The organism is Yoonia sp. R2331, from assembly GCF_041103235.1.
Lineage (GTDB): Bacteria > Pseudomonadota > Alphaproteobacteria > Rhodobacterales > Rhodobacteraceae > CANMYO01.
Genome location: NZ_JBGCUN010000001.1, coordinates 2,173,923 through 2,199,766, shown reverse-complemented (window position 1 = coordinate 2,199,766; position 25,844 = coordinate 2,173,923). Strand labels below are relative to the sequence as shown.

The following is a 25,844-nucleotide window of genomic DNA, read 5'->3' as shown; positions in this document are numbered from 1 at the left end:
TCATGCGCCAAGCTACCCTCGTATTATCGGGGGACACATTATGGCTTGGCGCGCGGCATCGTCACTGACGAAATTCATTCAGCAAATCAACGATCTGGCACCGGACCGGTCCAAGAAATCAGACGGCACCGTGGGCGACGCCGCCCACCAATCGCGCCAAAGCGACCACAATCCCTGGATCAAGGACGGCCCCTCCCGCGTGGTTTCTGCCGCTGACATCACCCATGATCCCGACAAGGGCTGCGACTGTCACTTGATCGTGCAATCGCTGATCGAAAGCCGCGACAAGCGGATCAAATACATCATCTGGGACAAGAAAATCTGGCGGTCCTACGACAAACCCACGGTGCAGGCTTGGGACGCGCAAGAGTATCGCGGCTCCAACCCGCATACCAAGCACCTGCACCTTTCGGTGAACAGCCAAAAGAAGCACTACGACAATATCGACCCATGGGATGTGACGCCGCTGGCGCGCTCTGCCATCGACATCGTGATCGGTAACATCCTGGCCGAGGCGGGGCTGGACCCGCAAATCGCATGGGGGGCGATGGTTTCACCCAGCTTCAAAGCCAAGGTGATCTCAATCTGCAACGGCTTGCAGATCGACCCCAACGACCTGATGGCGGTGATGGCCTTTGAAAGCGCGCGATCCTTCGCGCCGGATGTGGAAAACCCGCTGTCGGGGGCCGTGGGTCTGATCCAGTTCACCAAGAAAACCGCCGAAGGCTTGGGCACCTCAATCGACGCCCTCAAAGCCATGACCGCCGAAGAACAGCTTGATATCGTTGAGCAATACTTTCGCCCTTACCACGGGCGCCTGAATGACATCTTTGACGTCTACATGGCCGTGCTCTGGCCCCGCGCCGTGGGCAAGATGAAAAGCTATGTGCTATTCGAATACCCCTCGCGGCAATACAAATGGAACAAGGGGCTGGACGCCAATACCGACGGCGCAATCACCAAAGCCGAAGCCACCGCCCATGTGCTGGCACTGCTGAACGAGGGCCTACAATCGGATCGCGTGGGGTAGGGTGCGTGATCTCACGCACCACCGTAGGCCGGGCTTCAGACCGGACCACTGTCCCAACCCATGCCGCCCCCCGTAGGCCGGGGTTCACCCCGGCAAGCGCAACCGATCAAGAATCACAACGATCAAAGGCGACGAACTCCATCTCACCCCATCCCGCCCGGCGGCACCGGCGGGCATCGCCCGACCTCCCCCCGGAGGGCGATTTTGCAACGTTTCAAACAGCGGAACAGTCGGACCTTTGGATATGACGGATCAAGCTGCGAAGTCACAAACGCCCACCAGGTCGGGCGATGCCCTCCACAAGTTCAACGTGCCCGCTCAGCAAGGGGCTAATCATAACCCGCGCAAAAAAAGTTGATGCGTTCGATCAACAGAGAGTCCTCATCATAGCCAAGTGAAGCGAGGTCCAGCGCCGCAATACAGCCCTGGAATTGGGCTCCACTGCTCGCCTTTGAAAGATCGTTGATTTGCACGCGCACTTCTGTCGTGCCGTCAATCGTTGCCTTCACCCGAATGAGTGATCCGCTACGATGGCTCACACGTGCCAAAACCTCCTGACCAATCCGCGGAAGCGTTATGACATCCTGCTCCGACTCCACAAAGAAAACCAAGATGTCTGCCTCTCCGGGCGCAAACCAAGCATCACTTGAAAGTTGAATCCTTCCGTCAGGGTCAACTTGATCCAGCGTTTCTTCAAATGATGCCGGAGGGTGGTTCACCAGAACTTTCAGTGTTTCGGCAAATAGGGCTGATGAACAGGTGATAGCGCAGACAGTCGTTAGGCATAGGAAGCGATTTCCCCTAAACATCCAACTCTTCCACAAACCGCGCGTTCTCCTGAATATACTGGAACCGCAACTCCGGCTTCTTGCCCATCAGGCGCTCCACCAGGTCCGCCGTCTCACCCGGTTCATCGTCGGACACCGACACCCGGATCAACTTCCGCGTCTTGGGGTCCATCGTCGTCTCTTTGAGGTCCTTCGCGTCCATCTCGCCCAGACCCTTGAACCGCTGCACGTCGATTTTGCCCTTGCCGCCCAGACCCTTCTCCATCATCGCGTTCTTCTCGGCATCATCGGCCACATAGATACGCTTCGCCCCTTGGGTCAGCCGATAGAGCGGCGGGCAGGCCAGATACAAATGCCCCGCATCAATCAAGGGTCGCATTTGGGTAAAGAAAAACGTCATCAGAAGCGAGGCGATATGCGCCCCGTCCACATCCGCGTCCGTCATGATGATGATCTTGTCATAGCGCAGATCATCCAGATTGAACTTTGCCCCCATGCCGACACCCAAGGCCTCGCAGAGGTCGGAAATCTCTGCATTCGACGTCAGCTTCGACGAGGCCGCGCCCAGCACGTTCAGGATTTTCCCGCGCAGCGGCAGCAGGGCCTGAAAATTCCGGTCCCGCGCGCCTTTGCCAGAGCCACCCGCGCTGTCGCCCTCAACGATGAACAGCTCCGTCCCTTCGCGGGACTTCGATGAACAATCGGTCAGCTTGCCGGGCAGGCGCAGCTTTTTCGTCGCACTCTTGCGGGCGGTTTCCTTTTCCTGACGGCGGCGCAGCCGTTCTTCGGCTCGCAGCACCAGAAAGTCCAAAATCGCACCGGCCGATTTGGTGTCCGCCGCCAGCCAGTTGTCGAAGTGGTCGCGCACGGCGGCGTCGACCATCCGGCCCGCTTCTGTCGTGGCAAGCCGATCCTTGGTCTGGCCCACGAACTCCGGCTCGCGGATAAAGCACGACACCAAAGCACAGCCGCCTGTCATCAGATCATCGCGGGTGATGATGCTGGCCTTTTTGACATTTGTCAGCTCGCCATAGGCCTTGATGCCCTTCAGCACCGCCCCCCAGAACCCCATCTCGTGGGTGCCGCCTTCGGGCGTGGGCACGGTGTTACAATAGGACTGGATGAACCCATCGCGCGACGGCGTCCAGTTGATCGCCCATTCCACCTTGCCCGGAACGCCGAACTTTTCCTTGAACTCCACCGATCCGGCAAAGGGGCTGTCGGCATAGGTGGTCGCCCCGCCCAGCGTCTCGGCCAGATAATCCGACAACCCGCCGGGGAACTTGAACACCGCCTCTTGCGGGGTCTCGCCATCGTCAATGTCGGTCTTCCAGCGGATTTCCACGCCCGAGAACAGATAAGCCTTAGACCGCGCCATCTTGAACAGGCGCGCGGGCTTCAGTTTCAGCGACCCGAAAATCTCTCCGTCCGGGTGGAACGTTACATTGGTGCCGCGCCGGTTCGGGGCCGCGCCCACCTTTTGCAGCTTGCCTTGCGGCACGCCGCGGCTGAACTCCATCGCCAACAGCTCTTTGTTGCGGGCCACCTCCACGCGCAGATGGTCCGACAGCGCATTCACCACCGAAGAGCCAACCCCGTGCAACCCGCCAGAGGTTTCATAGGCGTCACCATCAAACTTGCCGCCCGCGTGCAGGGTGCAGAAAATGATCTCAAGCGTGGATTTCTTGGGGTCGGACGGATGCGGATCGGTCGGGATGCCGCGCCCATTGTCGCGCACCGTGACAGAGCCGTCTGCGCTCAGCTCGATCTCGATCCAAGAGGCGTGGCCCGCCACAACCTCATCCATCGAGTTATCGACGATCTCGGCCACCAGATGGTGCAGCGCGCGTTCATCGGTGCCGCCGATATACATGCCGGGGCGCAGGCGCACGGCCTCCATCTGTTCGAGCACCTGAATGCTGGATGCGTCGTAGGAAGACCCCCCTTTGGGGGACAAAAGATCGGCCATGTCGCTGCTCTTTTTAGCTGTTGTTTCTTGGCGTGTCGCATCATCGCAGAGCAAGCGGGGCAGGGCAATCGCTATCCGGTTCCACACCGCCCCGATTGACCTGCGGCGCTCAGGGCATACACTCGGGTTCATTCAAGTCAGCGTATTGGGGACGGTGGTGCGACATTCATTCATCTACATGACATTCGTCGCGCTGGTCTGGGCAAGTGGCCTTGCGGCGCAGGACAGCGCGCCGATCAGATACCCGGTCGAGGGCAACTGGGCCGTCCGCTGGCACGATGTGCAGGACGAAGACACCCCGTCCGAATTGCGGGTCACCGTGTTCCATGACCGGGTTGAACGGTGTGACGGCGACCGGATGGCAAACTGTCAGTTCGGGACCGTCGTGCAGCGCGGACATCTCAACCTGAACTACCTGATCGCCGGGGGCGGGTCCTATTTTGTGCGCGGGGTGCAAGCCAACCCGGCAGGGGCTCAGATGGACATCACCCATGCCCATGGGCTGCACGGCCATTGGGGCGGCACTGAAGCGGTCAGCATGTCGGGGCCGAACACGATGACCGGGCAATGGCAGTACAATGACACTGCCGGGCAATCCACATGGCAGCGCATCGTGCCGTTGGTGCAGCGTGTCACCGTTTTGAACCCATCCGGCCTGTCGCATATGCGGGCCAGCGAAAGGGTCTCGGACCGGCACGTCAAAATGGTTTTTGACGCCAGCTTGCCCGCCTGGTCACTGGATCAACCATTCCCCGATCAGCGCCCCTGGGTCACGGTGCGGATCACCGGGCGAGACTTGTGGGGGTTCCAGACCGCAACCTTGCTGGGGGACACGACCGGAATCGAGGTCAGCCCACCGCGTGTGGCGCGTGACCCGGCAGGACAGGATTATCTGGAGGTTGACCTGACCTTCTGGCCGGGCGCCCGCGCGGGACGGCATGTGCTGGACATCAGCGGCACCCCGGTGATCCTTGATCTGGAACTGAATGCCGGCGACCTCATCGGGCGGGCCAGCATTGACGTAGGGCCTGCGACTGCGGCGCGGCCCTATGCCGCTTCACCCGACACGAACCCAATGGTGGTGCAGCATGACTTGACCGCCACGCTGGAGGATGTCGGCAGCCGCCCCTTTACCGAAGTAGAGGCGACGTTCCGCACCACACATCCGCTTGTCTTGTTGGGCGCGCAGTCTTGCCAGAACACCGGGCCGCTGACGGTCGTTTGCCGCGCATCGGGGTCCGGCGGGCGGTTCAACTTTGGGTTTTCCTATGCCATTCAACCGGTTGCGGGGCATCAATCCATTGCCTCCCGGATCACCATGCGCGCCCGCGCGCTTGACCCTGTGACCGGCACTTGGGTCAATGCGGGTCGCAGCTTTGGCACGGTCCACGTCCGCAACTGCGACGCAGCACTCCGCAATGAGCTGGCGCAGATGCTGCCCGCGTCAGAGCTGCAGGCCATCGCCGCAGGCGCGCTGCAACCTGTCGCGGATCTACCGGGCAAGCGGCTGTTCCCCGGCCCGCGCGACGATGACGATGCAGATCCAGCCCTAACGAGCCGGGTTGAAATCCTCACCAACACGCTGGCGTCCAACAAGGGTCTTGATGCCTGGCTCTTTGCGCAGGCCCGCGCCGCCCCCAGCGTGTTTGCCCGCTTTGATACGCTCAGCACCCGCGCGCGTGGCCTGCAAAGCTGCACCGCGGATCAAGCCCTGACCGACGACATTGCGGCGGCCCGCGCGCTGCTGGACGACCTGCGACGCAACCGTGCCGAGATACAAAGCACATATCTGGGCGTGGCCGAAATGGTGACCTTCAACGAAAAGATAGTCGAGGACAGGCTCAGGGGCTTTTCGGGCTGGCTCCCGCCGACCCTGCGTACGGTTCTTGGCGTCGGTGGCTCTGCGGAAAAACCCCGCGTCGGGTCCAACATTTTTGAACGTGTGCTCCATGAATTTTCCCAGAACGGCTTCGGATGGGCGCTGACAGAACTGGGCCTTGTGTCCGCGACGGTTCTGGAACAAACCGCCGAAATCCTGAAAGTATCTTCCGGCGCGAAAAACCTTCTGCGGGCACCGTCCTTTCTTGGTGGCGTGATGGTCACCGCGCAGGCAGAGATATCAGTGGTCGACATGTGGATTCTGTTGGAGCTTCAAGGGCGCGCCGACAACATCAAAGCCTGGATGGAGGCAGAACCCTACACCCGCGCACTGCTGGCCCGTTATGACGCGCTCGACGAAAGCTACGGCGCGGCCCTCCGCCAGATGGAAGCCGCGTCCAACGCCTGTACTTGCCGCTACTGATCAGGCGGACCTGCGGTGGGGCAGATTGATCTGGTATCGGCTCGGGTGACGTTTACGGCAATCCAGCCCCACGGCGAATCCGGTGTCCCGGACAATCGTCCCGATTCGGGCCTGATTGTGGCACTGTTGGCAGGGGCGAAACAAAGCGGGGTGCCACAGGGGCCTCTGTCGCCAAGACCGCGAAAATAAACATCAAAACCTGTCTAAAGAGACAAGGTGCCTTCAGGTAAGGCCTTCGATAAACCTATGGGTGTAGTGAGGGTGACGAGTGTTATGTTTGGTCGTTGACGACCGCGGCGACACCTCGGTGTCGTCGCAGCCCGTTACAAGTTGACTGTTAGTACTTGCTGGTATCCATGTTTGGTGATGATGCGGCCCGTGTGTGAGGTGCCGCATCACGCCACCAGCCTATTCCGCCTGTTTTGTCTCAAACCGCAGCCCCGCCGCCGTGCGGTTGCCAAAGCCTGTCCAATAGGTGTGATCCTCGGTAAATGCGCCATCGTCATCGACGGCCCAGACACCATCAGCGGCATTAGGCTGCAGCATCAGGTAGTCGGCCTTTTCGGTGTCGCCTTTCAAATGCAGATCCAGATAGGCGGTGACAAAATGCGCGCTGACATTGTTCATCCGCACATTGTCCCACACCGCATCGGCGTAATGCTCAAACGGCGCCCAGCCCAGCGTCTCATTGACCGCATAGCTTTCGGCAGGGGCGGGCATCGGCGCGCCTGCGTTGTGGTTGGCCGCCTCAAACGTCAGCAGATGCCGCGTGATGCCGGTGGCTCCGTCAAAGATGCCCCGGATTGCCTCATACCCTGACACATCGTCCACCTCGCCTGCGATCAGCATCAGTGGCGTGTGGATGTCCGACAGACCAGAGGCGTCCCAGAACCCCGCATTGTTGCCCCACGGACCAAAGGCCACAAAGGCTTTGACGCGGTCATCGCGTAGGCTCTGATGTTCGGTGGTGCCCATCATGTTGCGCTCCAGCAGCCCCTGCGGCGCGCCCCATTCATAGGCGGTGGCCAGTTGCGTGACACCGGCACCCGCATAGATCAGCGCGCCATAGCCGCCCATAGAATAGCCCACCACAGCGGCGTTTTCGGCATCGGTAATCGCGCCGATCTCGTCCTTCAATGCCGCCATGCGGTCGATCACATAACGCTGGTCCCACGGCCGGTTCACCAACGTGGACCCAAACGCCGCCTGATCGGAATATGTGCTGTCTTTGTGGTCGATGCTGACCACAACGTATCCCTTGGACGCCAGATTCTCGCCCAGCCAGCCCATCAGCCAGCGGTTGCCGGGGTAGCCGTGGCTCAGGATCACCAACGGATAGCTCCCTTGGGTCGCAGGCACCGCTCCGCGCGTGGCGTAGCCTTCCAGCATCACCGTTGTGGTCCCATCGCGGATCACCGCTTCGTGCTGGCCGCCGGGCACCGTGTTGTCCAATGCCGGATACCAGATTTCCACTGTCAGCGGTCTGTCAGCGCGTGCAATCTCGCCCTCTGGTCCGGTGTTCACCACATCGACCTGATCCGTCATCGTGAACACCCGTGTGGTCACACCCACGGCCATCTCGCCATAATCAGCAAGCGCAGGGGCATCGGGTCGGATCGTGTCGATCCGGTTCTGCGCCGCGGCCGTCCCGGCAGCCAACGCCGCAGTCAATGCCAATGATGTCAAGGTCTTCATGCGGTTCTCCTTTGGTGGGGATGGACGATCCCGGCTGCGGGCGCTTGCACATGCGCCTGACGCCACTAGGCTAGCCCAGAACAACAGCGGAGCGCCAGATGCGTGTATTTTTCACCGGCGGCAGCGGCAAAGCGGGCCGTCACGCCATTACTTACCTCATGGAACAGGGCCATCAGGTCCTGAATGTGGATCAGGTGCCATCGGGCCTTGATTGCGCCGAACTGCTGGTGGATCTGTGCGATGCCGGGCAAGTGATCGGCGCGATGTCGCAATTCACCGACTTTCCCGAACTCGACGCCGGAACCGGGGTGCCGCGCTACGATGCCGTTGTGCATTTCGCCGCCGTCCCGCGGGTGATGATCGGCACCGATGGGGAATGCTTTCGGCAAAACACAACCTCCGCCTACAACGTCATTGAGGCCGCGACCAAACTGGGCGTGCCCAAGATCATCTTTGCCAGCTCTGAGACGACATATGGCGTCTGTTTTGCCGATGGCGTGGTCAAGCCAAGCTATATCCCCGTCGACGAAGAACACCCGACCGTGCCCCACGACAGCTATGCGATGTCCAAGGTCTGTAACGAGGCGACGGGCCGTTCATTTCACGCCCGAACCGGGGCGGATATCTATGGGTTGCGCATCAACAACGTGATTGAACCTCATGAATACGCTGAGAATTTTCCAGCCTTCATGTCCGATCCCGCCAGCCGCAGGCGGAATATCTTTGGCTATATCGACGCGCGCGATCTGGGTCATATGGTTGACCGCTGCCTTGCAACCGATGGGCTGGGCTATCAGGTCTTCAACGTCGCCAATCCCGATATGTCTGTGGGCGTGACCACCGATCAGATCATCGCCGATCACTATGCCGATGTGCCCGTCAAGCGCGCCCTTGGCCCGGACGAGACATTCTATGACATCACCAAGGCTCGTACGCTTCTGGGCTTTGATCCCAAACACTCCTGGCGCGAGGTGCTGGGATGATCGCCGCCTGCGCCTGTGGTCAACTGACGGCACAGGCCAGCGGCGATCCCCTGCGCGCAGTTGTCTGCCACTGCCACGCATGTCGCACCCGCACCGGCAGTGCGTTTTCGCTCAATACCCGGTTTGCGTCCGATGCGGTCACCATGCAGGGCACCTCCAAAGCGTTTACCCGCACCGGCGATGAAGGCTCACAGATCACCTACCACTTCTGTCCCGACTGCGGCGTGACGGTCTGGTACCTCAATGACCAGATCGACGGTGTGATGATTCCCGGCGGCGCGCTTGCCCCCGCTGATCTGCCTGCACCCACGCTATCGGTCTATGATGTCCGCCGCCCCGATTGGCTGCGGCTTGCAGGGATGGATGTGATGGACTGATGGCCTTTCCCAGCTACGATCTGTCCCGTTTTGCCGCTGACCCGTCCTCTGCGCGCGAGGTTGACGCGATTTGCCGCGACACCGGCTTTCTGGTGCTGACCGGCCACGGTGTGGCGCCGCAGGTGATTGATGACGTCTGGACCGCCGCTGCCGCCTTCTTTGCGCAAGACCCTGCAACCAAAGCACAGGTCCGCGCGCCATATCCGGGCTATCCCTACGGCTGGCTTGGCCCCGACAGCGAAGCATTGGCAAAATCAAAAGGTATGGACACGCCGCCGGACCTCAAGGAATCCTTTAACGGCGGGCCTTTATGGGTGCCTCTTGATGCGCCTGCCGATGCGCTGAAGTTCTGTTACCAACCCACGCTCTGGCCCGATCTGCCCGGGTTTCAGGACGCCTGGACGGCCTATTACGCCGCGATGGAAACGTTGGCCGCGCGCATCATGCAGGTCTTTGCCGTGGCGCTGGGCCGCGATGCGGATTTCTTTGCGCCATTTATCGGCAACCCGATCTCGGCCCTGCGCGCGCTGCACTATCCTGCCACCGGCGCTGCGGCGCAAAAGGACCAGCAGCGGGCCGGGGCGCATACCGACTACGGCAGCCTGACAATCCTTCTGCCGCAACCCGACCGGCGCGGGCTGCAGGTGCAGATCGCCGGTGACTGGGTCGATGTGCCAACACCGCCGGGGGCCTTTGTGATCAACATCGGCGATCTGATGGCGCTTTGGACCAATGACCGCTGGGTCAGCACGCTGCACCGCGTGGTGGCGATCCCAGATCAGCCTGCCCGGCAATCGCTCGCCTTCTTTCATCAGCCTGATTGGGACGCCGAAATCGCACCGCTTGACTCTACCATACGGGAGCGTATGGTGCGTTCCGGACCCTACCTGATGAACAAATTCAAGGCGACCGGCACATGACCCTGACCACAGCCCCACTGCCCGATGACGCGTTTCTGCACCGCTACGCGGAACGCGATGACTGTTATGCCGATTGTTACATGACCGATGCGCAGGCCCCGGATCTGGCGACCTGCATCCGCGCGTTTTACACCACGCCGCTGTTTCGCGCCGAACGGCTGATCCTTGGCGTGGTTGGGATGTCCAGCACCGACGCCGATGTGGATGCCTTGGCCGCCGGTACCGCTGATACCTTTGCCGCCTGGCGGGTCGAGGATCGCGCGGATCATCAGATCCTGCTGTCCGACAAACGCGGCTACACGCGCTCGTGGCTTTATCATCAGCCCGGTTGCCTGTTCTTTGGCTCGGCGGTGACACCGCCGGAACCGGACGCGCCGCTGGGCGTCATGGTCAACGCGCTGATGCCGTTTCACAAGGTTTATAGCCGGGGTCTTTTGGGCAGCGCCGCCCGCCGCCTCGCCTGACGGCCATCCATCACGACACCAGCAACACATCCGTAGGCCGGGGTTCACCCCGGCGCCGCGCTCAGGCTTCAGCGATCCCGATCAACATCTCATTAAGCGGCCAAAGCGTCGTGAAGGCCTTGGTCAGTTGCGCCTCCAACGGTCCCGACTCTGGCAGGTCCAGATGGCCGACCACGCCCTTCATCCGCAACAGCCGCGCGCCCGCGTGGTCCTTGTCAAAGGGCGGGGGGACGCGCTTCAGTTCAGGGTCGCGAAAATGCACGCCCTTGCGCTCCAGCCCTGTCACAACCCCCGCAATCCGATCCGTATCCAGATCGACAAACTTGCGCCAATCCGCCAGCACTGCCTTGTCGAACCCCATCATGCCAGCGCCCGCGGTGATGTAATCCAGCCCGACACCGAAAAAGAACACCGCATCCTGCCGCGCGCCTGTGTCCAGCCGCCACAGCATGTGCAGATGCGTGGTGTAGGGCGTCTTGTCCTTGGAAAACCGCACATCCCGGTGCGGGCGAAAAAGCTTGGGCACGGCCTCCAGCCCGCTCAGCGCTTTCAGCTTCGGTTGCATCTGGTCCAGCAGCGCCAAAGCGGGCGTTTTCAACTTTGCGTCATAGGTCGCCTTGTTGTCCTGCCACCAGTCGCGGCTGTTGTTCTGGGCCAATTGCCCCAGAAAGTCTCGTGCATCCCCAATCAGACTATTCAGCTCCGACATCACATTCCCTTTCGTTCCGCGGAATGTTGCCGCAGCGCGCTGCGACTGTCCATTGCCAGTGCCGTCCGGCTGGCCTATCTGCTGACATATGCGCACACCGCTTTGCATCGCCGCATTGGCCCTGACACTGACCCCGCCGCCGGCGCTGGCGCACCCGCATATCTTTGTGGGGGCCGAAGTCACTGTGGATTTCTCCGGCAGCACGCCGGTGGTGCGTCTGGCCTGGGTCTATGACGACTATTTTTCGCTGTTGATCACCGCTGATCTCGGCCTTGATCTGGACGGTGACATGCGCCTGACCCCGGCAGAGGTGCAGACGCTCGCGGCCAGCGTCACCGCTTGGCCGCCCGATTTCCAAGGCGATCTTGAGGTCATGCAGGGCGATACCTTGCTGGGACTGGCGCCCAAGCAAGACCATACCATGACGTTCGAAGATGGCCTTGTGCGCGAAATGCACAGCCGCGCCGTCACGATCGCTGACCCTGCCGCACCGCTGAACATCCGCGTCTATGACCCGTTCTACTACGTGGCCTATCAACTGGCCGCCCCGGTGCAGATCACCGGGCGCGATGATTGCACCGCTGCGATCACTCCGCCCAATCTCGACCGCGCCTATTCGCTGGTCGAAGAACTGCTTTATGGCCGCCCCGCTGGTGATGTCGGCCCGGACGAAGAGTTTCCCGAAGTCGGCGTTGAATTTGCTGAGACGATTACTGTGACATGCGCCGCGCCGCTCTGATCTTAATGGCCGTGCTGGTCGCGCTTGCGGTCTGGCTGTGGGGCATGGGCGGGGCCGATCAGGTCAGCCGCTGGGCGGCAGCGACCCAGCGCGAGGTGCAGAATGCCATGGCCGGTGCCCTGCGCGCCTTGCAAGCAGGCCAACCCGGTGCCGTGTTCACGCTTTGGGGCCTGTGTTTCACCTACGGCTTTGTGCATGCGGCGGGGCCGGGGCACGGCAAGCTGTTGATCGGCGGCTACGGCCTTGGCGCACGGGTGCCTGCCGCGCGTCTGGCCGGGCTGGCGGTGGCCTCTTCTCTGGCGCAGGCCGTGACCGCCGTGGTTCTGGTCTATGCCAGTGTCTGGGTGCTGGGCTGGGGGCGCGCGCAGATGACCGGTGTGGCCGATCAGGTGATGGCCCCGCTCAGCTATGCGCTGATCGCAGGCGTTGGGGTCTGGCTGATGCTGCGCGGGCTGCGCAAGGTGCGGCGGTACTGGGCCGCGCCGCAAGCCGCCGCTCAGCCCAACCACGCCCACAATCACGCTCACGCGCATGCCCACGATCACCACGCTCACGCGCATGCCCACGATCACCACGCTCACACGCATGATCATCACGACCACGCGCATGATCACCACCACCACCACACCGACGGCATCTGCGACACCTGCGGCCACGCCCACGGCCCAACCCCAGACCAGGCCGCTTCCGTGCGGTCGCTCCGCGATGCGGTTGTGCTGATCGGCAGCATTGCCGTGCGCCCCTGCACTGGGGCGCTCTTTCTGCTGATCCTCACTTGGCGGCTGGGCATCGACTGGGCGGGCATTATCGGCGCGCTGGTGATGGGCCTTGGCACGGCTTCGGTCACTGTCGTGGTGGCCCTTGCCGCCGTTGGCATGCGCGAAAGCGCACTGGCGCAGGCCGCATCGTCGCGCAGCACCGCGCGGCTTTTGGCGGGGGTCGAGGTGCTGGCAGGTCTGCTTGTTGCGGTCCTCGCGCTGCAATTGCTGGCCCGCACAGTCTAGGCTTTACCTGCCTCAAAACCGGGCATAGGGGTAGGGGATGCAACCCACCGCCCAGACATATCCGCAGCACTTCTCTGCCGTCCTGAAACTGGGCCTGCCGCTGATTGCGTCCAATCTGGCGCAATTTGCGATCCACATGACCGACACGATCATGCTGGGCTGGTACGATGTGACAGCCCTTGCCGCTGTGACCATCGCGGCGACCATGTTCTTTGTGCTTTTTATCGTCGGCGCAGGCTTTGGCGTGGGCGTCACAGCGCTCGCCGCCGCCGCGGCCGAGGTGGATGACACTCAGGCCGCGCGGCGCGCCACCCGCATGGCGATCTGGTTGTCGGTCTTTTACGGCGTCGCGGTCTCTATTCCCTTCATCTTTTCCGAAGCCATCATGCTCGCCATCGGGCAAGACCCGGTTGTGGCCGCCGCGGCGCAAGACTATCTGCATATCGCCGTGCTGGGCATGATCCCGGCGCTGCTGGTCATGGTGCTGAAATCCTTTCTGGCGGGGGTCGAACACACCGCGATCATCCTGTGGTCCACAATCATGGCCGCGGTGCTGAACGCTTGCGTGAACTACGTGCTGATCTTCGGCAACTTCGGTGCGCCAGAGCTGGGGATCCGCGGTGCCGCCATCGCCTCTGTCCTGTTGCAGATCGTGACGGTTGTGGTGCTGGTGCTCTACGTCCAACGCCGCCTGCCGCAGTTTGAGCTTTTCCGCAACGCGCTCCGCCCCGACCCCGAGGTGATGGCCCGCGTCTTCCGTCTGGGCGTGCCGATTGGCCTGACCTCTCTGGCCGAAGGTGGGCTGTTTGCCGCCTCTGCGGTGATGATGGGCTGGATTGGCGCGCTGGAACTGGCCGCTCATGGCATCGCGATCCAATGGGCCAGCATCATGTTCATGGTCCATATCGGCCTGTCCCAAGCGGCGACCGTGCGCGCAGGCCGCGCACTGGGCCGCCGCGATGAACCTGGCCTGCGCCAGGGCGGGATTGCCGCGATTGTGCTGTCGGGCGGCTTTGTTGTGTTGACCATCACGCTCTTTCTGGCAGTCCCGGATGTTCTGGTCAGCGCCTTCATCGACCCTGATGAACCAGCGCGTGATGCGCTTTTGTCCGTGGGCGTGTCGCTGATCATCGTGGCCGCACTCTTTCAGGCAGTCGATGCGCTGCAGGTTATGGCGCTGGGCCTGTTACGCGGCGTGCAGGACACAGCCGTGCCCATGGTGATTGCCGTCATCAGCTATTGGATCATCGGGCTGCCGGCCAGCTATGTCTTGGCCTTCACGCTTGGTTATGGGCCGGTCGGGCTTTGGCTGGGGCTTGTGATCGGGTTGAGCGTTGCCGGTGTGCTTTTGTCCTGGCGGTTCTGGCGCGGCACCAGCCGGATTGCGCAGGCGGCCTAGTCGGCGTCGTTCTCCTTGCCCAGCAGACGCTCCGATTTCTTGCGGACCAGCAAGGTGCGCAGATCATGCATGGCCAGCAACAGCCGGTCTGTCACCTCTTCCAGCTGCGCGTCTTCGGCCTTGGACTGGACCCATTGCGTTGTCAGGTTCAGATAATCGACCGCCCGGTGAATATCATCCATGTCCCGCTGTGCGAGAAGGGCGACACGCTGGTTCAGCCAGTCCTGAATGGCGGCAATGTCATCGTCTGAAAGGGTGTGATCGCCATGCGGCTTGACCTCTCCATTCTTGACGTTGACGACCGCCACCTGGTTTAGCTCGATCCGCCGCTGCCGGTTCTCGGTATCCACGCGGAACACCGCCGCGCCGTTTTCGCGGATCCGGAAGTAGTAGTCTGGCAGGTCTTTTGTCATGCGCGCCTCAGGCTTTTGTGAGAGGTTAACAGTGCGGTGCCAACGGCGAAACAGACTTTTGCAAAAGTCTGTCAGCAAATCCTCAAAGAGGATTTGCCGCCAATTTCTTTGAAGAAATTGCCACCCCACGCCGGGCCATAATCTTTGCGGTCACAGACGCCGCCCTTGCGTCGTCACGCGCGGCATCGCTCACGCTGAAGTGCGGTCATTCACATACAGCACGACCCGCCGTTCATTGCCGCAACGGGCCACCGAAAAGCCGTTGCGCAACAGCAGGTTGGTCACCTGCGGTAGGGTGCTTTCCTGTTTGAGACCGCGTTCGAACCCCACATCAGCAGTGACGTAGTCAAAGCAATCCAGAACCCCCATCGCGCCGTCCAAGATTTCCGGCTCTGCGCCCTCGGCCTCGAGTTTGAGCAGCTTGTAGCGCTGACGCGGCAGCACCTCGTCTAGGCGTTTGGTCCTGACCTTAACAACCTCGCTTGATCCATCAATTGGATGGATAGACGAATCCGCTGTCCCGGATTTCACATAGAATTCAAGCTCCTGGTCGCTTTGATGCCAAAGTGCGACGTCATGGGCCCGGGCCTGTTCATAGATCCCCAGACTGGCAATATTGGCCGACAGCGTTTGAAATTCGCGCGGCGAAGGTTCAAAGGTATCCAGCGAAAAACGTTTGCCAAACTGACGCAAAGCAAGCGAGAAATCCCCGTCGTTGCCGCCGGATTCAACGATATGATCACCGTCTTCAAAGGCAATGTCATCGAGCAGGTACTCATGCGCCAGTACTTTGCCGCGATGGGCCAATCCTTGGGTAAAATACCGAAGGCGCGCAGGCGCGGTAAAGCGATAGACCGGATCCTGCGATGCAACGTAGTCGTCGCGCGCCTCGTCGTAACCAATCGCGATTTCAGGGTCAAAGTAGGTCTGAACAAAGTTTGTCGCGGCCTGTGCAAAATCCGCGCCACTCAGCGCGATGGTTTGCGCAAATTCATAGCCCCGCACTCCGTCCTTGCGGGCATCTTTTAAGCGCCCAAAGCGTGCCTGCCAGATCGCAGGTGAAAAATGACGTGAAAATGGTAGTGCCGTCCTACGCATGAAAAAAACCCCACTGCCGAACCAAAGGATGCTTATTGATCTAAGGCAGCATGAGAGATTACGTTTCACCTGGCAATACGGCAGGGTGCCCTGCGGCACTGTCGCCAAAGCCTTTCAAAGGCTTTGGAGAAAACCCTTCAAAGGGTTTTGCGCTTCACACCAACCCTTCGCAGAATCCCTTGATCCGCGCGCAGGCCTCTGCCAGCGCATCGTCGCTGGTAGCGTAACTGACCCGGAAATGCGGGCTCAGGCCGAAGGCTGCGCCAAAGACCACGGCGACACCGGTTTCCTCCAGCAGGGCGGTGGCAAAGGCTTCGTCGTCGGTGATCGCGGCACCACCGGCAGAGGTTTTGCCGATGCAGCCTGCAATCGACGGATAGACATAGAACGCGCCTTCGGGGCGCGGGCAGGTGATGCCGGGGCAGGCATTCAGCCCGTCCACCACCAGATCGCGGCGGCGTTGGAACAGGGTGGCATTGGGGGCCAGAAAGTCCTGCGGACCGTTCAGTGCCTCAAGCGCCGCGTGCTGACTGACCGATGAGGGGTTCGAGGTGGATTGCGACTGCACCTTGCGCATCGCGCGGATCAGCACCTCTGGCCCGCCCGCATAGCCGATCCGCCAGCCGGTCATCGCATAGGCCTTGCTGACCCCGTTGATCGTCAGCGTCCGGTCGTAAAGCTGCGGTTCCACCTGCGCAGGCGTGCAAAACGTGAAATTTCCAAACGCCAGATGTTCATACATGTCATCGGTCATCACCCAGACATGCGGATGCCGCAGCAACACATCTGTCAACGCCTTCAGTTCCGACCAGCTGTAGCCTGCACCGGTGGGGTTGCTGGGGCTGTTGAACAGGAACCACTTGGTCTTGGGCGTGATTGCCGCGTCAAGTTGTTCCGGTGTGATCTTGTAGCCCTGATCCAGCGCGCCTGCGATGAACACCGGTGTGCCGCCCCCTAGCAGCACCATATCGGGATAGCTGACCCAAAAGGGGGCTGGGATAATCACCTCGTCACCGGGGTTCAGGGTGGCCATGAAGGCGTTATAGAGCACCTGTTTGCCGCCGGTGCCCACGTTGATCTGGGCGGGGGCGTAGTCCAGAGCATTGTCGCGTTTGAACTTGGCGCAGATCGCCTCTTTCAGGGCCGGGATGCCGTCCACGGCGGTGTAACGGGTGTGGCCTGCATCAATCGCGGTCTTGGCGGCGGTGCGGATGTTTTCGGGCGTGTCGAAGTCCGGCTCGCCCGCGCCCAGCCCGATCACGTCACGCCCTGCAGCGCGCAGCTCTGCTGCTTTGGCCGTCACTGCAATGGTGGGCGAAGGTTTCACGCGGTCCAGTGTCGCAGACAGGAATGGCATCGTCGTCTCCCGGTGGTCAAAGGCTGTTGTGCGTGTCATAGGGTCACCCAGAACCCCATTGCAAGCGACAAGGAGCCCCAGATGCCCGAAGACGAAACGCAGGACGGTTGGTATTCAGACGACATGGCAACTTTCGGTGACCGGCTGGCAGCGGCGCGCGAAAGCGTGGGCATGTCGGTCGAAGACGTGGCCAAGCGTCTGGGGGTGAAGCCTGCGACAATCGCCGCATGGGAAGAGGATCGCAAGGAACCGCGCGCCAACCGGCTGACCATTCTGGCGGGCATGATGGGGATCAGCCTGTCCTGGCTGATGACAGGCGTAGGTGAGGGGCCCGAGGGCGGTGATGAGGCTCCGGATGTCACACCCGAGGTCAGCGACCTCTTGGCGCAAATGCGCGCCACGCGCGCGCAGATCGCACGCGGAACAGACCAACTGGCACGGCTGGAAAAGCAGCTGCGCAAGGCACTGACTGTCGCCGCATGACCGAACCGCGCGAGGTGATGGTCAAGCGGCTGGCGATGCGGTCCATGCGGCGCGGGATCAAGGAAATGGACCTGATTCTGATGGATTTTGCGGACCGGCATCTGGCGGGCATGTCAGCGGAGGAGCTGGCGCTTTATGACCGACTGTTGGCGGAAAATGACCATGATATCCTTGCCTGGATCATGGGCAAGGCGCCGGTGCCGGATGATTATTCAGGGCTGATGGCGCGGATTGCCGCAGGTGCGGCGGGTGTTGCAAAGCCGGGGTCCGCTTAACGTTTCCTTGGGCTTTTTCGTTCATTCCGGTCTTGCGGTGGATTCGGAGAACAAGATGACCTTGCATACGAACCTGAAACAAGTCCCGGCCGAGGCAGAACTTTCGGCAGCCAATACAGCCTTTATGGCCAGCTATCTGGACAGTTTGACCTTGGTCGAGCGTCTGCACCGATTGTTGCTGGACGTCATCAAGGATGAATTTGAACGGGTCGGGGTGCTGGAAATCAACGCTGTACAGGCCCTGCTGCTATTCAACATCGGCGATAACGAGGTGACAGCGGGTGAGCTGAAAACCCGTGGCTATTATCAAGGCAGCAATGTCAGTTACAACCTCAAGAAGTTGGTGGACAACGGCTATATGCACCACCAGCGCAGTGAGGTGGACCGCCGCTCTGTCCGGGTCAGCCTGACCGCCAAGGGCCGCGAAATTCGCCTGATCGTGGGAAAGCTGTTTGCCACCCATGCCGATGGGCTGGTGACTCGTGGTGTGATGGACCAGCAGGGGATTGATGACATTATCACCTCCCTGCGGCGGATGGAACGCTATTGGACCGAACAGATCCGCTATATCTACTGATCCGCGCATCCTATTAGATTGCGCGGCTGCGCCGCACGACATACTGCCGCTGGTGGCCCTGTTGCAAAGGGCCCCGGCGGTTTTGCGCTTGGATCGGTGGAAGCCTCCGGCGGGGATTATTTTGGCCAGAAGAAGTGAAGGACCTGCGCATCGTATCTGTCGGCGGTCTGGATGTGGGCGTGCAGCGCCTTGGGTGGTGTTAGGGGGCTTGTGATGTGGCGGGTGCGGATTGCGAGGTGGCGAGCGTTTCCAATTCCCGCAAGAGCTTGCGTTCCATTGCCGCGGCGTAGTCACCATAGCCCAGTGCCACTTCGACAAAGGCATCCGGGCCGCGCAGCACGTAAGCCTCAAAATAAGCGGTCAGTTCCTGGATGCCCGCACCCCAGTTTCCGCCCGGGCGTTCGGCAATGCCGACAACAAGTCCGTTGACCGTGACATCGCCCATCCCATCGGGAAGAATGATGCTTTGGGGCAGGGGGCCGGTGTTGGCCTTGCCATCACCCGACAAATCCAGCGTGCGTTTCCAGCAGTCCGGCTGCGCTGCCAAAAGATCAAGCCCGGTCTGGAGTGCGGCACCAATTGCCGTCGTGGGGCTTTGTGCCGGGCGCGGGCGGCTTTGCAGCACACCCAGAACCCCGGCAAGTGCTGCGCGATCCGCAAGCTCTGTCCAGGGCACGATCACGACCTGCTCTGCCGGGCCTGACCATTCAAAGACTGCTATCCGCACCGGTGCGCTGCCCGGTTGAAACAGGATATCCTGCACCGCCGGGCTGCTTAGCGCCTGCGCCAGCCCGTCTCGCTGCAGCTGATATTCATGTGCATCGACCGAGCCCGAGATATCCAGCCCCAGGGCCAGTGCCTGCCGGCAAGCCGCCTGTGCCGGGGCCGCCACCAGCGCCAGTAAGGGCGCCAATGCCTTCATCCGCCGCTGCCAACCCTGGGCGCACCACCCAGCACCATCGCTGACAGCTCTCGGATCAGCTTGCGTTCCATCGCGCTGGCGTAGTTTTCAAACCCATTGGCGATTTCCAGAAAAGCGCCGGGGCCGCGCAACACCTGCGCGCGGTAGTAGGCGATCAGGTTCACCTCGGCCTCGTATTCGCCGGCGTTGACCACCAGCCCGTTGACCGTGACGCCATCGAAATCAAAGGCGGCATAGGCCTCTGCCGGACCAAAGCCATCGTTGTTTTCGCCGTCCCCCGCCAGATCAACCGTGCGCGACTGGCAACCATCAGGGGCCGCATCCAACCGGACGGCGGCATGTCCCAGCGCATGGCCCATGGCCGTGGGAAAGTCGTTGTGACTGCGGCTTGACCCTGCGATCCGGGCCGCTGCGGCCGCCAGATCTTCGGGCGTTTCGATCAAAGTCCAGCCCAGCAGATCCTCTTGATTGTATCGCCCCGACCATTCAAACACTGCCAGCGCCACCGGATCAGCGCTGGCGAAAAACGCCGCCTGCACATCGGGGGCCACCAGTGCCGCCGCCAATCCGCCGCGCTGCAACGCATCCTCTTTGGCGTTCACCGAAGAGGACACATCCATCGCCAGGATCAGCGCCAGCCGACACGCCTCTGCCCCGCCGGGCCAAAGCGCCAGAAGGGCCGCAGCCCTTACCAATGGCCGGTGTTTTCCATGCTGGCCCAGGGTTCTTGCGCGGGCAGGCTTTCGCCCTTCTGCAGCAATTCGATCGAGACATTGTCGGGCGACCGCACAAAGGCCATATGCCCATCGCGCGGTGGCCGATTGATCACCACGCCATTGTCCATCAGATGCTGGCACAGCGCGTAGATATCATCGCAGGCATAAGCCAGATGCCCGAAATGGCGGCTGTCAGAGGGCAGGCCGTCATCACCATCCCAATTGTAGGTCAGCTCAACCGGGCAATCCTCGTCACCGGAGGCGGCCATGAAGATCAGCGAAAACCGCCCGCCTTCATTGTCGTGACGGCGGATTTCTTCCATGCCGAGCAGACGGAAAAAGGCTTGCGTGGCCTCCAGATCCTTCACCCGGATCATGGTGTGCAGATATTTTAGTGACATGCTTGGTTCCTTTGCTGGTTGCGCCAGAAACTAGCACAGACGTGGCGAAGGCCAAGCGGTCAGAACGAGGAAACGAAATTCAGCCCGATGTTATTGGTGTCGCGCGTAAACCGGCTGATATTGCTGGTCGACTTTTCGGCCGACAGGCTGACAACCGGGCTGAACCCGGCGTATTGGATGTCGGGGAAAGTGATATCAAGCCCCAGCGACCGCACCTTGTCTTCGCGCCCGCCCAGCACCGGGATCAGCCCGACGTTGTAGGCCGGAAACTCTTGCTTGCTCAGCCCGGCAGAGACAGAAAACTGCGCAGGTCCAAGGCGATAGCGGGGGCTATAACGCCCCTGAAACGACCACTGGGTCGAGGTTTGGTTGACCCGGTCACTGTCGCTTTGGGTCAGTCCCAGCGTCCCAGATAGCTGGCTGCCGTCCGAAAACTGATGCACCACCGTCGCCCGTGCGCCCTTGCGATCCACATCCGCCGTGGGCCCGTCTGCGCTGTCCTGCCGCTCTGCAAAACCGGACAGGATCAGGCGTTGCCGGTCGTTGAGCGTACGAACATAGCTTAGCGATACGCGGCCAAAAGCATAGTAGGGGTCACCCGCATAGCGGACTTGCCCAAGGGTCAGCTCGACCGTGCCAAGCGAGGCCCCGAAAATGCGGTCATACCGCAGGCCGATTTGTGCGATATCTGACGAAAAATCGCGATTGCCATTCAGTGGTTCGGGCGGCAAACCCTCGCCCCTGTTTGCGGCCTCAACACTTGCCTGGAATTCCGCGGCGCGGGCGTCGCGGGCCTCTTTTGAAAGCCGCACGCGCGTCGCATCATAGGAAAACGACAATTGCACCCGGCTTGTTGCGGTCTCGTAGGCGCGGTACTGTGTCGTGATCCCGTACCGTAGAATGATGCCTGACAGCGCCTGCGCGTCTACGGAATTCGCCCCGCCAAATTCGGCGATTTCAGCCAAAACCGTGTTTTCGTCGAGCGGAGTCAGCCGCAAGTAGTCAAACGTCAGTTGCGCGTCCTGCGTCCCGCCATTCACATTCCCCGATGGTGTGACCGAAAAGTTTAACTGTGTTGACCACGGATTAACCCGCGCCACCTGCTGTGCATCCGCGATTGTCCGCTTGGTCTCGGCTTCGTTCGGCGCATGGATTAGCGCCCGGCGCAGCCAGAGCGACGACAGGGTAAAACGCCCCTCGTTTGCAGCGGCAAGTGCTGTCTGGCGCGCAGCACCATACCGTTGCACCTGCGAGGTCGACAGGGCAAAGGCGCGCTGACCTGCCTTGCGTCCGTCTTCCGCCCGTCCGACCTGAGGCAGCGCATTTGCCAATATCAGATAGGCGTCGCGGTCGTTCGGATTTGCCTGCAGCAGGGCCGTGGCGATATCAATCGCCAGCTGCGGATTGCCCTCAAGCGTGGCCCGCGCCGCAATCTGCCGGGCCTCATCAAAGGGGATATCAACTGTGGTTTGTGCGGTCGGCGCCGTCGCCCAAAAGACCGCGCAGATCAGTGCTGCGGCCTTACGGATTAACATTGTCGCAGATCGCCGCATCTCCGCTGTTGCCGCATTTGGTCAGCACAAACAGGCCTTGCTCGGCTTCATTCTCAACCGTCGGAATGAATTCCTCGATAAAGATGCCGCCCGCAATGCCAGAGGCCTGAACACCACCAAACGTACCCGCCCAGCTGCCAATCTCGGTCTGACCCGGATCTTCGACCGTGCCAAGGAATTGTCCGTTCTCGTCAAACTCCGTAACAATCAGCACCACGTTGTCCAGCGGTGCATTGCCGAAATCAACAACCTCGCGGTTGTAGATCAATCCGTTCACGGTGTTGTCCGAAAAGTCCGCGTTGATAAAGATGTCGCCCGTCACCCGTGACGCCTGTCCGGGGGCCAAGGCCGGATCAACACCAGCCGGGAAAGGCAGCGCCTCGTTTGGGCGAGGTGCATCAAGGTTCAGCATGCCCACATAGTCCCCGGCATAGGACACAAGCCCATTGTTGGGCTGCGATGGCGTATGCGCAGAATAGGCCCCGTTCTGTTCAAAGTAGGTGCCAGAGAAGAACTTGTTGAACTGCCCGCCATCCATCACCAGCACGCCGGTTACACCACTTTTGGTCTGGGCCATGCCGATGAAAATCCGGTCAAGCGGGTCTTCTTGCTGACTGAACGCGCGGTAGCCGGGCACATCCAATGCCGCATTGCGCTCATAAATCGCGTCCGTCGGCGTGGAATCAAGTGAGGTAATCTGCACCGACAGGAAATTCCCGCCCGCCCGATACGTCGCCGTTTCCAGATTGCGACCAACGGCCTCGGGAATACCCGCCGCTGAAACCGGCTCTGCATCCTCGTCCTCGACAGGGACCTCATCGCCAATCGGTGCAAACGTAAATGGCTGCGCATTGTCACAAGCGGCAAGCAATGCCAGCAGCGCGGCAGTGGTCAAAAGACGGTTCATCGGTCGGATACCTGTCGTGGGTTCAAAAAATCAACATCATCATCCGTGCCCCACCGGGGCAAGTCAATCGCCAACACAGAACCCCATCGGTTTTCTTTTCCGCATATGGAGGTTTTGCCGCGCCCTGCGTCTAGATATAGTGTCCGACGACTCAGCACCCCACAGGAGTAGCCCATGCCCGTCACCGACACGCAACAGGCCGAAATTGATCTTTTGCGCCAGCAGTCCAAACCGACCCTGCGCGCGGTGTCCGAGGGCATGGAAAAGCACCTCTATCTGGCCCACGATGTGCTCGACCACGGATTCGTCCGGGTCATTGACTACATGGGCGATGATGCCGCGATCTGTCAGGCCGCCCGCGTCAGCTACGGCAAAGGCACCAAGTCCGTCTCAAATGACACCGGCCTGATCCGCTACCTGATGCGGCACTGGCACTCCACCCCGTTTGAGATGTGCGAGGTCAAGCTGCACGTCAAACTGCCCGTCTTTGTCGCCCGCCAGTGGATCCGCCACCGCACCGCCAACGTCAACGAATACTCTGCCCGCTACTCGATCCTTGACCGTGAATTCTACATCCCCGAACCTGACAAACTCGCCGCGCAATCGGTCGTCAACAATCAGGGCCGGGGCGAAGCCCTCTCAGGCGAAGAGGCCGCCCGCGTGCTGCGCTACCTCAAGGATGACAGCGCGCAGGCCTATGACCACTACGAGGAAATGATTTCCGACGAGGGGCAACAAGGCCTCGCCCGTGAACTCGCCCGCATGAACCTGCCCGCCAATATCTACACCCAATGGTATTGGAAGGTGGACCTGCACAACCTCTTCCACTTCCTGCGCCTGCGCGCCGACGCCCACGCCCAATACGAAATCCGAGTCTATGCTGACGCCATCTGCAACATCGTCGCCGACTGGGTCCCCGCCGCCTATGCCGCCTTCGAAGACTACCGCCTCGGCGGCGCGGTCCTCTCCGAAAAGGGCCTGCAGTGCTTGCGCCGGATGCTGGCAGGCGAGGCGGTCACGCAAGAGACGTCGGGGATGAGTAAGGGCGAATGGCGGGAGTTTGAGGCACTTCTTTAGCACCTCAATTCGTCAGAAATGAAATTGATGAGGACACTATGCAAAGGTTGTTGCCTGTTTTGACATTTCTGGCACTCGCGAGTGTCGCCTCTGCCCAGGACACCACCAAATCCTTTGGCGAGGTGATCGGCCATCCCGCTCGAATTATTGTTTATCAAACAATTCGTGATTTTGATCAGCAGCTTGCAGCGCTGGATACCAATCACACTTGGATCGAAGGAAGCGAAGACTGGAACCCACTTTCTCAAAGTGACGTGGTCGTTTCCTTCCTCGAAAATGTCGGGGCAACTGACTCACTGCCAGATATCGTAAAGCGGGTCTTGGCGACGCAGGAGGTTTCAGATACCGCTGCAAATCTTCGCGTTGATGTCAGTATTGGCGGTCGGGATCAGATGTTTTTCTACGTCTTTATGGACCGGTTTGGCGATCGATCTTTCAGAACCGTTTCTTGTCTGATGGCGGCGGAAGTCTTCGGTGACTTGTCCGGTGCGACACGCGACGCAACCAAGCTGCGAAGGCAGGCCTGTGATTCACCGAGCTAGCAAGCGCTAAGGCGGGCCTTCATCGTACAGTTCCCCCGCAAAGACGAACTCATCTGTTTCCTGGCCGGTCTGTTTCCCAGCCGCTGCAACACAGCTACCTATTGGCGCGCATTGTTCAACCAGTCACCAATCTGGCTCAGGTTGGTGGACACGCCGAAACCAACCGTCATGGTTTCTCCAAATGCATCTACCAGACTGTAGGCCGGGGTTCACCCCGGCAAACACCATCTCAACCCAACACAACCAGCAGGGTCAAACCCGCCCTTCGGACTCCGCCCGTTCGGCCCTGAGTTGATCCCGCAGATCAATTCCGAGACGGGCCGAAATCCCGCCACCACGACGAAAACGGCCAATCGCGGACATCTTCCACCAACCCATGCTTCACCGGATTGTGCCAACAATACGCACATGGTTCCGAAAGTCCGCCTCATCCCGAATGTGATCGGCTTCGCCGCCGGGGCTCCGCCCGTTCACGGCTGAAGCGGTCCACTGGACCGCTTCCTAGACGCCGTTCACCCCAAAACCGTTTCTGCCACACCGACGTTTCATCCTTGGGTAGGTCGGGGTTTACCCCGACTCTCCGACGTCCGCCAACCACACCAAACGCCTGCCTTTGACGGGGCGGCGGGGTAAACCCCGCCCTACCCAAGGCTGTCGAAAACCGCGCCTTGATCGCACCGACCCGCTGCCCATAGGCCTTGTCCCCGGCGGGCAAGGACCAGACGCAATGCATGTGATCGGGCAGCACAACCCAAGCATCAATCCCAAACGGGTGCTCCGATTTGGTCCGCGCCACCGCGTCGCGCAACAGATCAATATGGCGCACCAATGTATCCGTCCCGCGCGCGGCCAAGTTGACCGTCAGAAAGACGCAGGCTCCGGTGACATCTGGGCGGCGGTATTTCGACATCGCCGCACCCTGCCAAATCAGGGTTAATGATCTCTGAAACGCGATGCCGCCCCGCTTGCGCTTCGCGTGTTAACAAAGTCTGAAAATCGTGGGGATGCGGATTACTGGAGTGTTAACGCCGGACACCAGCCGGGCCGGCGTTTTCGCAACAAAATCAAGCGAGGCGCACCCGCGCGCCGCGCAGCTTAATCGTGCGTTCATACTTGCGCATGCCCGTGATGTGTATGCGATGTG

At 60.9% G+C, this 25,844-nt stretch carries 27 protein-coding genes; 14 read left to right on the top strand and 13 right to left on the bottom strand.

Going from position 1 to position 25,844, the window contains the following annotated elements; all coding sequences use genetic code 11:
• Nucleotides 1-40: 40 nt before the first annotated feature.
• The gene (locus AB3Y40_RS11300; RefSeq protein ID WP_369438890.1) at nt 41-1,030 is read left to right on the top strand and encodes a transglycosylase SLT domain-containing protein; all 990 of its coding nucleotides are present in this window, start codon (nt 41-43) and stop codon (nt 1,028-1,030) included.
• Between the two features lie 329 nt (nt 1,031-1,359).
• Here the strand turns inward: AB3Y40_RS11300 and AB3Y40_RS11295 are convergent, their stop codons facing one another.
• Both AB3Y40_RS11295 and AB3Y40_RS11290 read right to left on the bottom strand, forming a co-directional pair.
• Nucleotides 1,360-1,749 carry a hypothetical protein gene (locus AB3Y40_RS11295; protein ID WP_369438889.1) on the bottom strand — a complete coding sequence of 130 codons (390 nt, stop codon included), beginning with the start codon at nt 1,747-1,749 and terminating at the stop codon, nt 1,360-1,362.
• Nucleotides 1,750-1,831: 82 nt separating this feature from the next.
• Nucleotides 1,832-3,787 (bottom strand): DNA gyrase/topoisomerase IV subunit B, encoded by a 1,956-nt coding sequence (locus AB3Y40_RS11290; RefSeq protein ID WP_369438888.1) that lies wholly within the window; start codon nt 3,785-3,787, stop codon nt 1,832-1,834.
• A 157-nt stretch (nt 3,788-3,944) separates the two neighbouring features.
• Between AB3Y40_RS11290 and AB3Y40_RS11285 the strand changes: the two genes are divergently transcribed.
• Entirely contained in the window at nt 3,945-6,089 is a 2,145-nt protein-coding gene (locus AB3Y40_RS11285) for a hypothetical protein (RefSeq protein ID WP_369438887.1), read from the top strand.
• Between the two features lie 408 nt (nt 6,090-6,497).
• Here the strand turns inward: AB3Y40_RS11285 and AB3Y40_RS11280 are convergent, their stop codons facing one another.
• On the bottom strand, nt 6,498-7,784 hold the full coding sequence (locus AB3Y40_RS11280) for an alpha/beta hydrolase family protein (RefSeq protein ID WP_369438886.1): 1,287 nt from the start codon (nt 7,782-7,784) through the stop codon (nt 6,498-6,500).
• 98 nt (nt 7,785-7,882) lie between these two features.
• On the opposite strand from AB3Y40_RS11280, the gene AB3Y40_RS11275 reads away from it, so the two are divergent.
• The 4 genes from AB3Y40_RS11275 to AB3Y40_RS11260 are packed head-to-tail and all read left to right on the top strand — an operon-like array spanning nt 7,883 to nt 10,528.
• Nucleotides 7,883-8,767 (top strand): NAD-dependent epimerase/dehydratase family protein, encoded by an 885-nt coding sequence (locus AB3Y40_RS11275; protein WP_369438885.1) that lies wholly within the window; start codon nt 7,883-7,885, stop codon nt 8,765-8,767.
• Nucleotides 8,764-9,144: a GFA family protein gene (locus AB3Y40_RS11270; RefSeq protein ID WP_369438884.1), complete on the top strand. Its 381-nt coding sequence runs from the start codon at nt 8,764-8,766 to the stop codon at nt 9,142-9,144. Before AB3Y40_RS11275 ends, AB3Y40_RS11270 begins: the two co-directional genes overlap by 4 nt.
• Nucleotides 9,144-10,064, top strand: a complete 921-nt coding sequence (locus AB3Y40_RS11265) for an isopenicillin N synthase family dioxygenase (protein WP_369438883.1) — start codon at nt 9,144-9,146, stop codon at nt 10,062-10,064. Before AB3Y40_RS11270 ends, AB3Y40_RS11265 begins: the two co-directional genes overlap by 1 nt.
• Complete coding sequence (locus tag AB3Y40_RS11260) at nt 10,061-10,528, top strand: hypothetical protein (RefSeq protein WP_369438882.1); 468 nt, start codon at nt 10,061-10,063, stop codon at nt 10,526-10,528. Before AB3Y40_RS11265 ends, AB3Y40_RS11260 begins: the two co-directional genes overlap by 4 nt.
• A gap of 61 nt (nt 10,529-10,589) precedes the next feature.
• Here AB3Y40_RS11260 and AB3Y40_RS11255 read toward each other — a convergent pair whose 3' ends face one another.
• Nucleotides 10,590-11,237: a TIGR02453 family protein gene (locus AB3Y40_RS11255; RefSeq protein WP_369438881.1), complete on the bottom strand. Its 648-nt coding sequence runs from the start codon at nt 11,235-11,237 to the stop codon at nt 10,590-10,592.
• An 88-nt stretch (nt 11,238-11,325) separates the two neighbouring features.
• Here AB3Y40_RS11255 and AB3Y40_RS11250 point away from each other — a divergent pair, with 88 nt between their 5' ends.
• Genes AB3Y40_RS11250 through AB3Y40_RS11240 form a run of 3 tightly spaced genes read left to right on the top strand, consistent with a single transcriptional unit; the run spans nt 11,326 to nt 14,379 of the window.
• Nucleotides 11,326-11,976 carry a DUF1007 family protein gene (locus AB3Y40_RS11250; protein ID WP_369438880.1) on the top strand — a complete coding sequence of 217 codons (651 nt, stop codon included), beginning with the start codon at nt 11,326-11,328 and terminating at the stop codon, nt 11,974-11,976.
• The gene (locus AB3Y40_RS11245) at nt 11,958-12,980 is read left to right on the top strand and encodes a nickel/cobalt transporter (protein ID WP_369438879.1); all 1,023 of its coding nucleotides are present in this window, start codon (nt 11,958-11,960) and stop codon (nt 12,978-12,980) included. The genes AB3Y40_RS11250 and AB3Y40_RS11245 overlap by 19 nt, the downstream gene beginning before the upstream one ends.
• A 37-nt stretch (nt 12,981-13,017) precedes the next feature.
• On the top strand, nt 13,018-14,379 hold the full coding sequence (locus AB3Y40_RS11240) for an MATE family efflux transporter (RefSeq protein WP_369438878.1): 1,362 nt from the start codon (nt 13,018-13,020) through the stop codon (nt 14,377-14,379).
• Here AB3Y40_RS11240 and AB3Y40_RS11235 read toward each other — a convergent pair.
• From AB3Y40_RS11235 to AB3Y40_RS11225, 3 genes are all read right to left on the bottom strand, one after another.
• Nucleotides 14,376-14,792 (bottom strand): hypothetical protein, encoded by a 417-nt coding sequence (locus AB3Y40_RS11235; protein ID WP_369438877.1) that lies wholly within the window; start codon nt 14,790-14,792, stop codon nt 14,376-14,378. The two genes, AB3Y40_RS11240 and AB3Y40_RS11235, sit on opposite strands and share 4 nt — an antisense overlap.
• Before the next feature lie 189 nt (nt 14,793-14,981).
• A complete protein-coding gene (locus AB3Y40_RS11230; RefSeq protein ID WP_369438876.1) occupies nt 14,982-15,797 on the bottom strand; it encodes an FkbM family methyltransferase in 816 nt (271 codons plus the stop codon).
• A 247-nt stretch (nt 15,798-16,044) separates the two neighbouring features.
• On the bottom strand, nt 16,045-17,247 hold the full coding sequence (locus tag AB3Y40_RS11225) for a pyridoxal phosphate-dependent aminotransferase (RefSeq protein WP_369439642.1): 1,203 nt from the start codon (nt 17,245-17,247) through the stop codon (nt 16,045-16,047).
• A gap of 81 nt (nt 17,248-17,328) precedes the next feature.
• Here AB3Y40_RS11225 and AB3Y40_RS11220 point away from each other — a divergent pair, with 81 nt between their 5' ends.
• Genes AB3Y40_RS11220 through AB3Y40_RS11210 form a run of 3 tightly spaced genes read left to right on the top strand, consistent with a single transcriptional unit; the run spans nt 17,329 to nt 18,582 of the window.
• Nucleotides 17,329-17,730, top strand: a complete 402-nt coding sequence (locus AB3Y40_RS11220) for a helix-turn-helix domain-containing protein (protein WP_369438875.1) — start codon at nt 17,329-17,331, stop codon at nt 17,728-17,730.
• Nucleotides 17,727-18,005 (top strand): succinate dehydrogenase assembly factor 2, encoded by a 279-nt coding sequence (locus AB3Y40_RS11215; RefSeq protein ID WP_369438874.1) that lies wholly within the window; start codon nt 17,727-17,729, stop codon nt 18,003-18,005. Before AB3Y40_RS11220 ends, AB3Y40_RS11215 begins: the two co-directional genes overlap by 4 nt.
• 55 nt (nt 18,006-18,060) lie before the next feature.
• A complete protein-coding gene (locus AB3Y40_RS11210) occupies nt 18,061-18,582 on the top strand; it encodes a MarR family winged helix-turn-helix transcriptional regulator (protein ID WP_369438873.1) in 522 nt (173 codons plus the stop codon).
• 199 nt (nt 18,583-18,781) lie between these two features.
• On the opposite strand, the gene AB3Y40_RS11205 is transcribed toward AB3Y40_RS11210, so the two are convergent.
• From AB3Y40_RS11205 to AB3Y40_RS11185, 5 genes are read right to left on the bottom strand one after another with little or no spacing between them, the layout of a single operon-like run.
• Nucleotides 18,782-19,504: a DUF1194 domain-containing protein gene (locus AB3Y40_RS11205; protein WP_369438872.1), complete on the bottom strand. Its 723-nt coding sequence runs from the start codon at nt 19,502-19,504 to the stop codon at nt 18,782-18,784.
• Nucleotides 19,501-20,199, bottom strand: coding sequence for a DUF1194 domain-containing protein (locus tag AB3Y40_RS11200; protein ID WP_369438871.1), 699 nt, complete (start codon nt 20,197-20,199; stop codon nt 19,501-19,503). The genes AB3Y40_RS11205 and AB3Y40_RS11200 overlap by 4 nt, the downstream gene beginning before the upstream one ends.
• Nucleotides 20,193-20,621 carry a VOC family protein gene (locus AB3Y40_RS11195; RefSeq protein WP_369438870.1) on the bottom strand — a complete coding sequence of 143 codons (429 nt, stop codon included), beginning with the start codon at nt 20,619-20,621 and terminating at the stop codon, nt 20,193-20,195. Before AB3Y40_RS11195 ends, AB3Y40_RS11200 begins: the two co-directional genes overlap by 7 nt.
• 59 nt (nt 20,622-20,680) lie before the next feature.
• Complete coding sequence (locus AB3Y40_RS11190) at nt 20,681-22,156, bottom strand: surface lipoprotein assembly modifier (protein ID WP_369438869.1); 1,476 nt, start codon at nt 22,154-22,156, stop codon at nt 20,681-20,683.
• Nucleotides 22,143-23,081, bottom strand: a complete 939-nt coding sequence (locus AB3Y40_RS11185) for a hypothetical protein (RefSeq protein ID WP_369438868.1) — start codon at nt 23,079-23,081, stop codon at nt 22,143-22,145. Before AB3Y40_RS11185 ends, AB3Y40_RS11190 begins: the two co-directional genes overlap by 14 nt.
• A 174-nt stretch (nt 23,082-23,255) precedes the next feature.
• Between AB3Y40_RS11185 and thyX the strand changes: the two genes are divergently transcribed.
• Nucleotides 23,256-24,158 carry an FAD-dependent thymidylate synthase gene (gene thyX / locus AB3Y40_RS11180; protein ID WP_369438867.1) on the top strand — a complete coding sequence of 301 codons (903 nt, stop codon included), beginning with the start codon at nt 23,256-23,258 and terminating at the stop codon, nt 24,156-24,158.
• Between the two features lie 59 nt (nt 24,159-24,217).
• Complete coding sequence (locus AB3Y40_RS11175; protein ID WP_369438866.1) at nt 24,218-24,700, top strand: hypothetical protein; 483 nt, start codon at nt 24,218-24,220, stop codon at nt 24,698-24,700.
• Nucleotides 24,701-25,127: 427 nt separating this feature from the next.
• Here AB3Y40_RS11175 and AB3Y40_RS20415 read toward each other — a convergent pair whose 3' ends face one another.
• On the bottom strand, nt 25,128-25,610 hold the full coding sequence (locus AB3Y40_RS20415) for an REP-associated tyrosine transposase (RefSeq protein WP_459553980.1): 483 nt from the start codon (nt 25,608-25,610) through the stop codon (nt 25,128-25,130).
• Between the last annotated feature and the right edge of the window lie 234 nt (nt 25,611-25,844).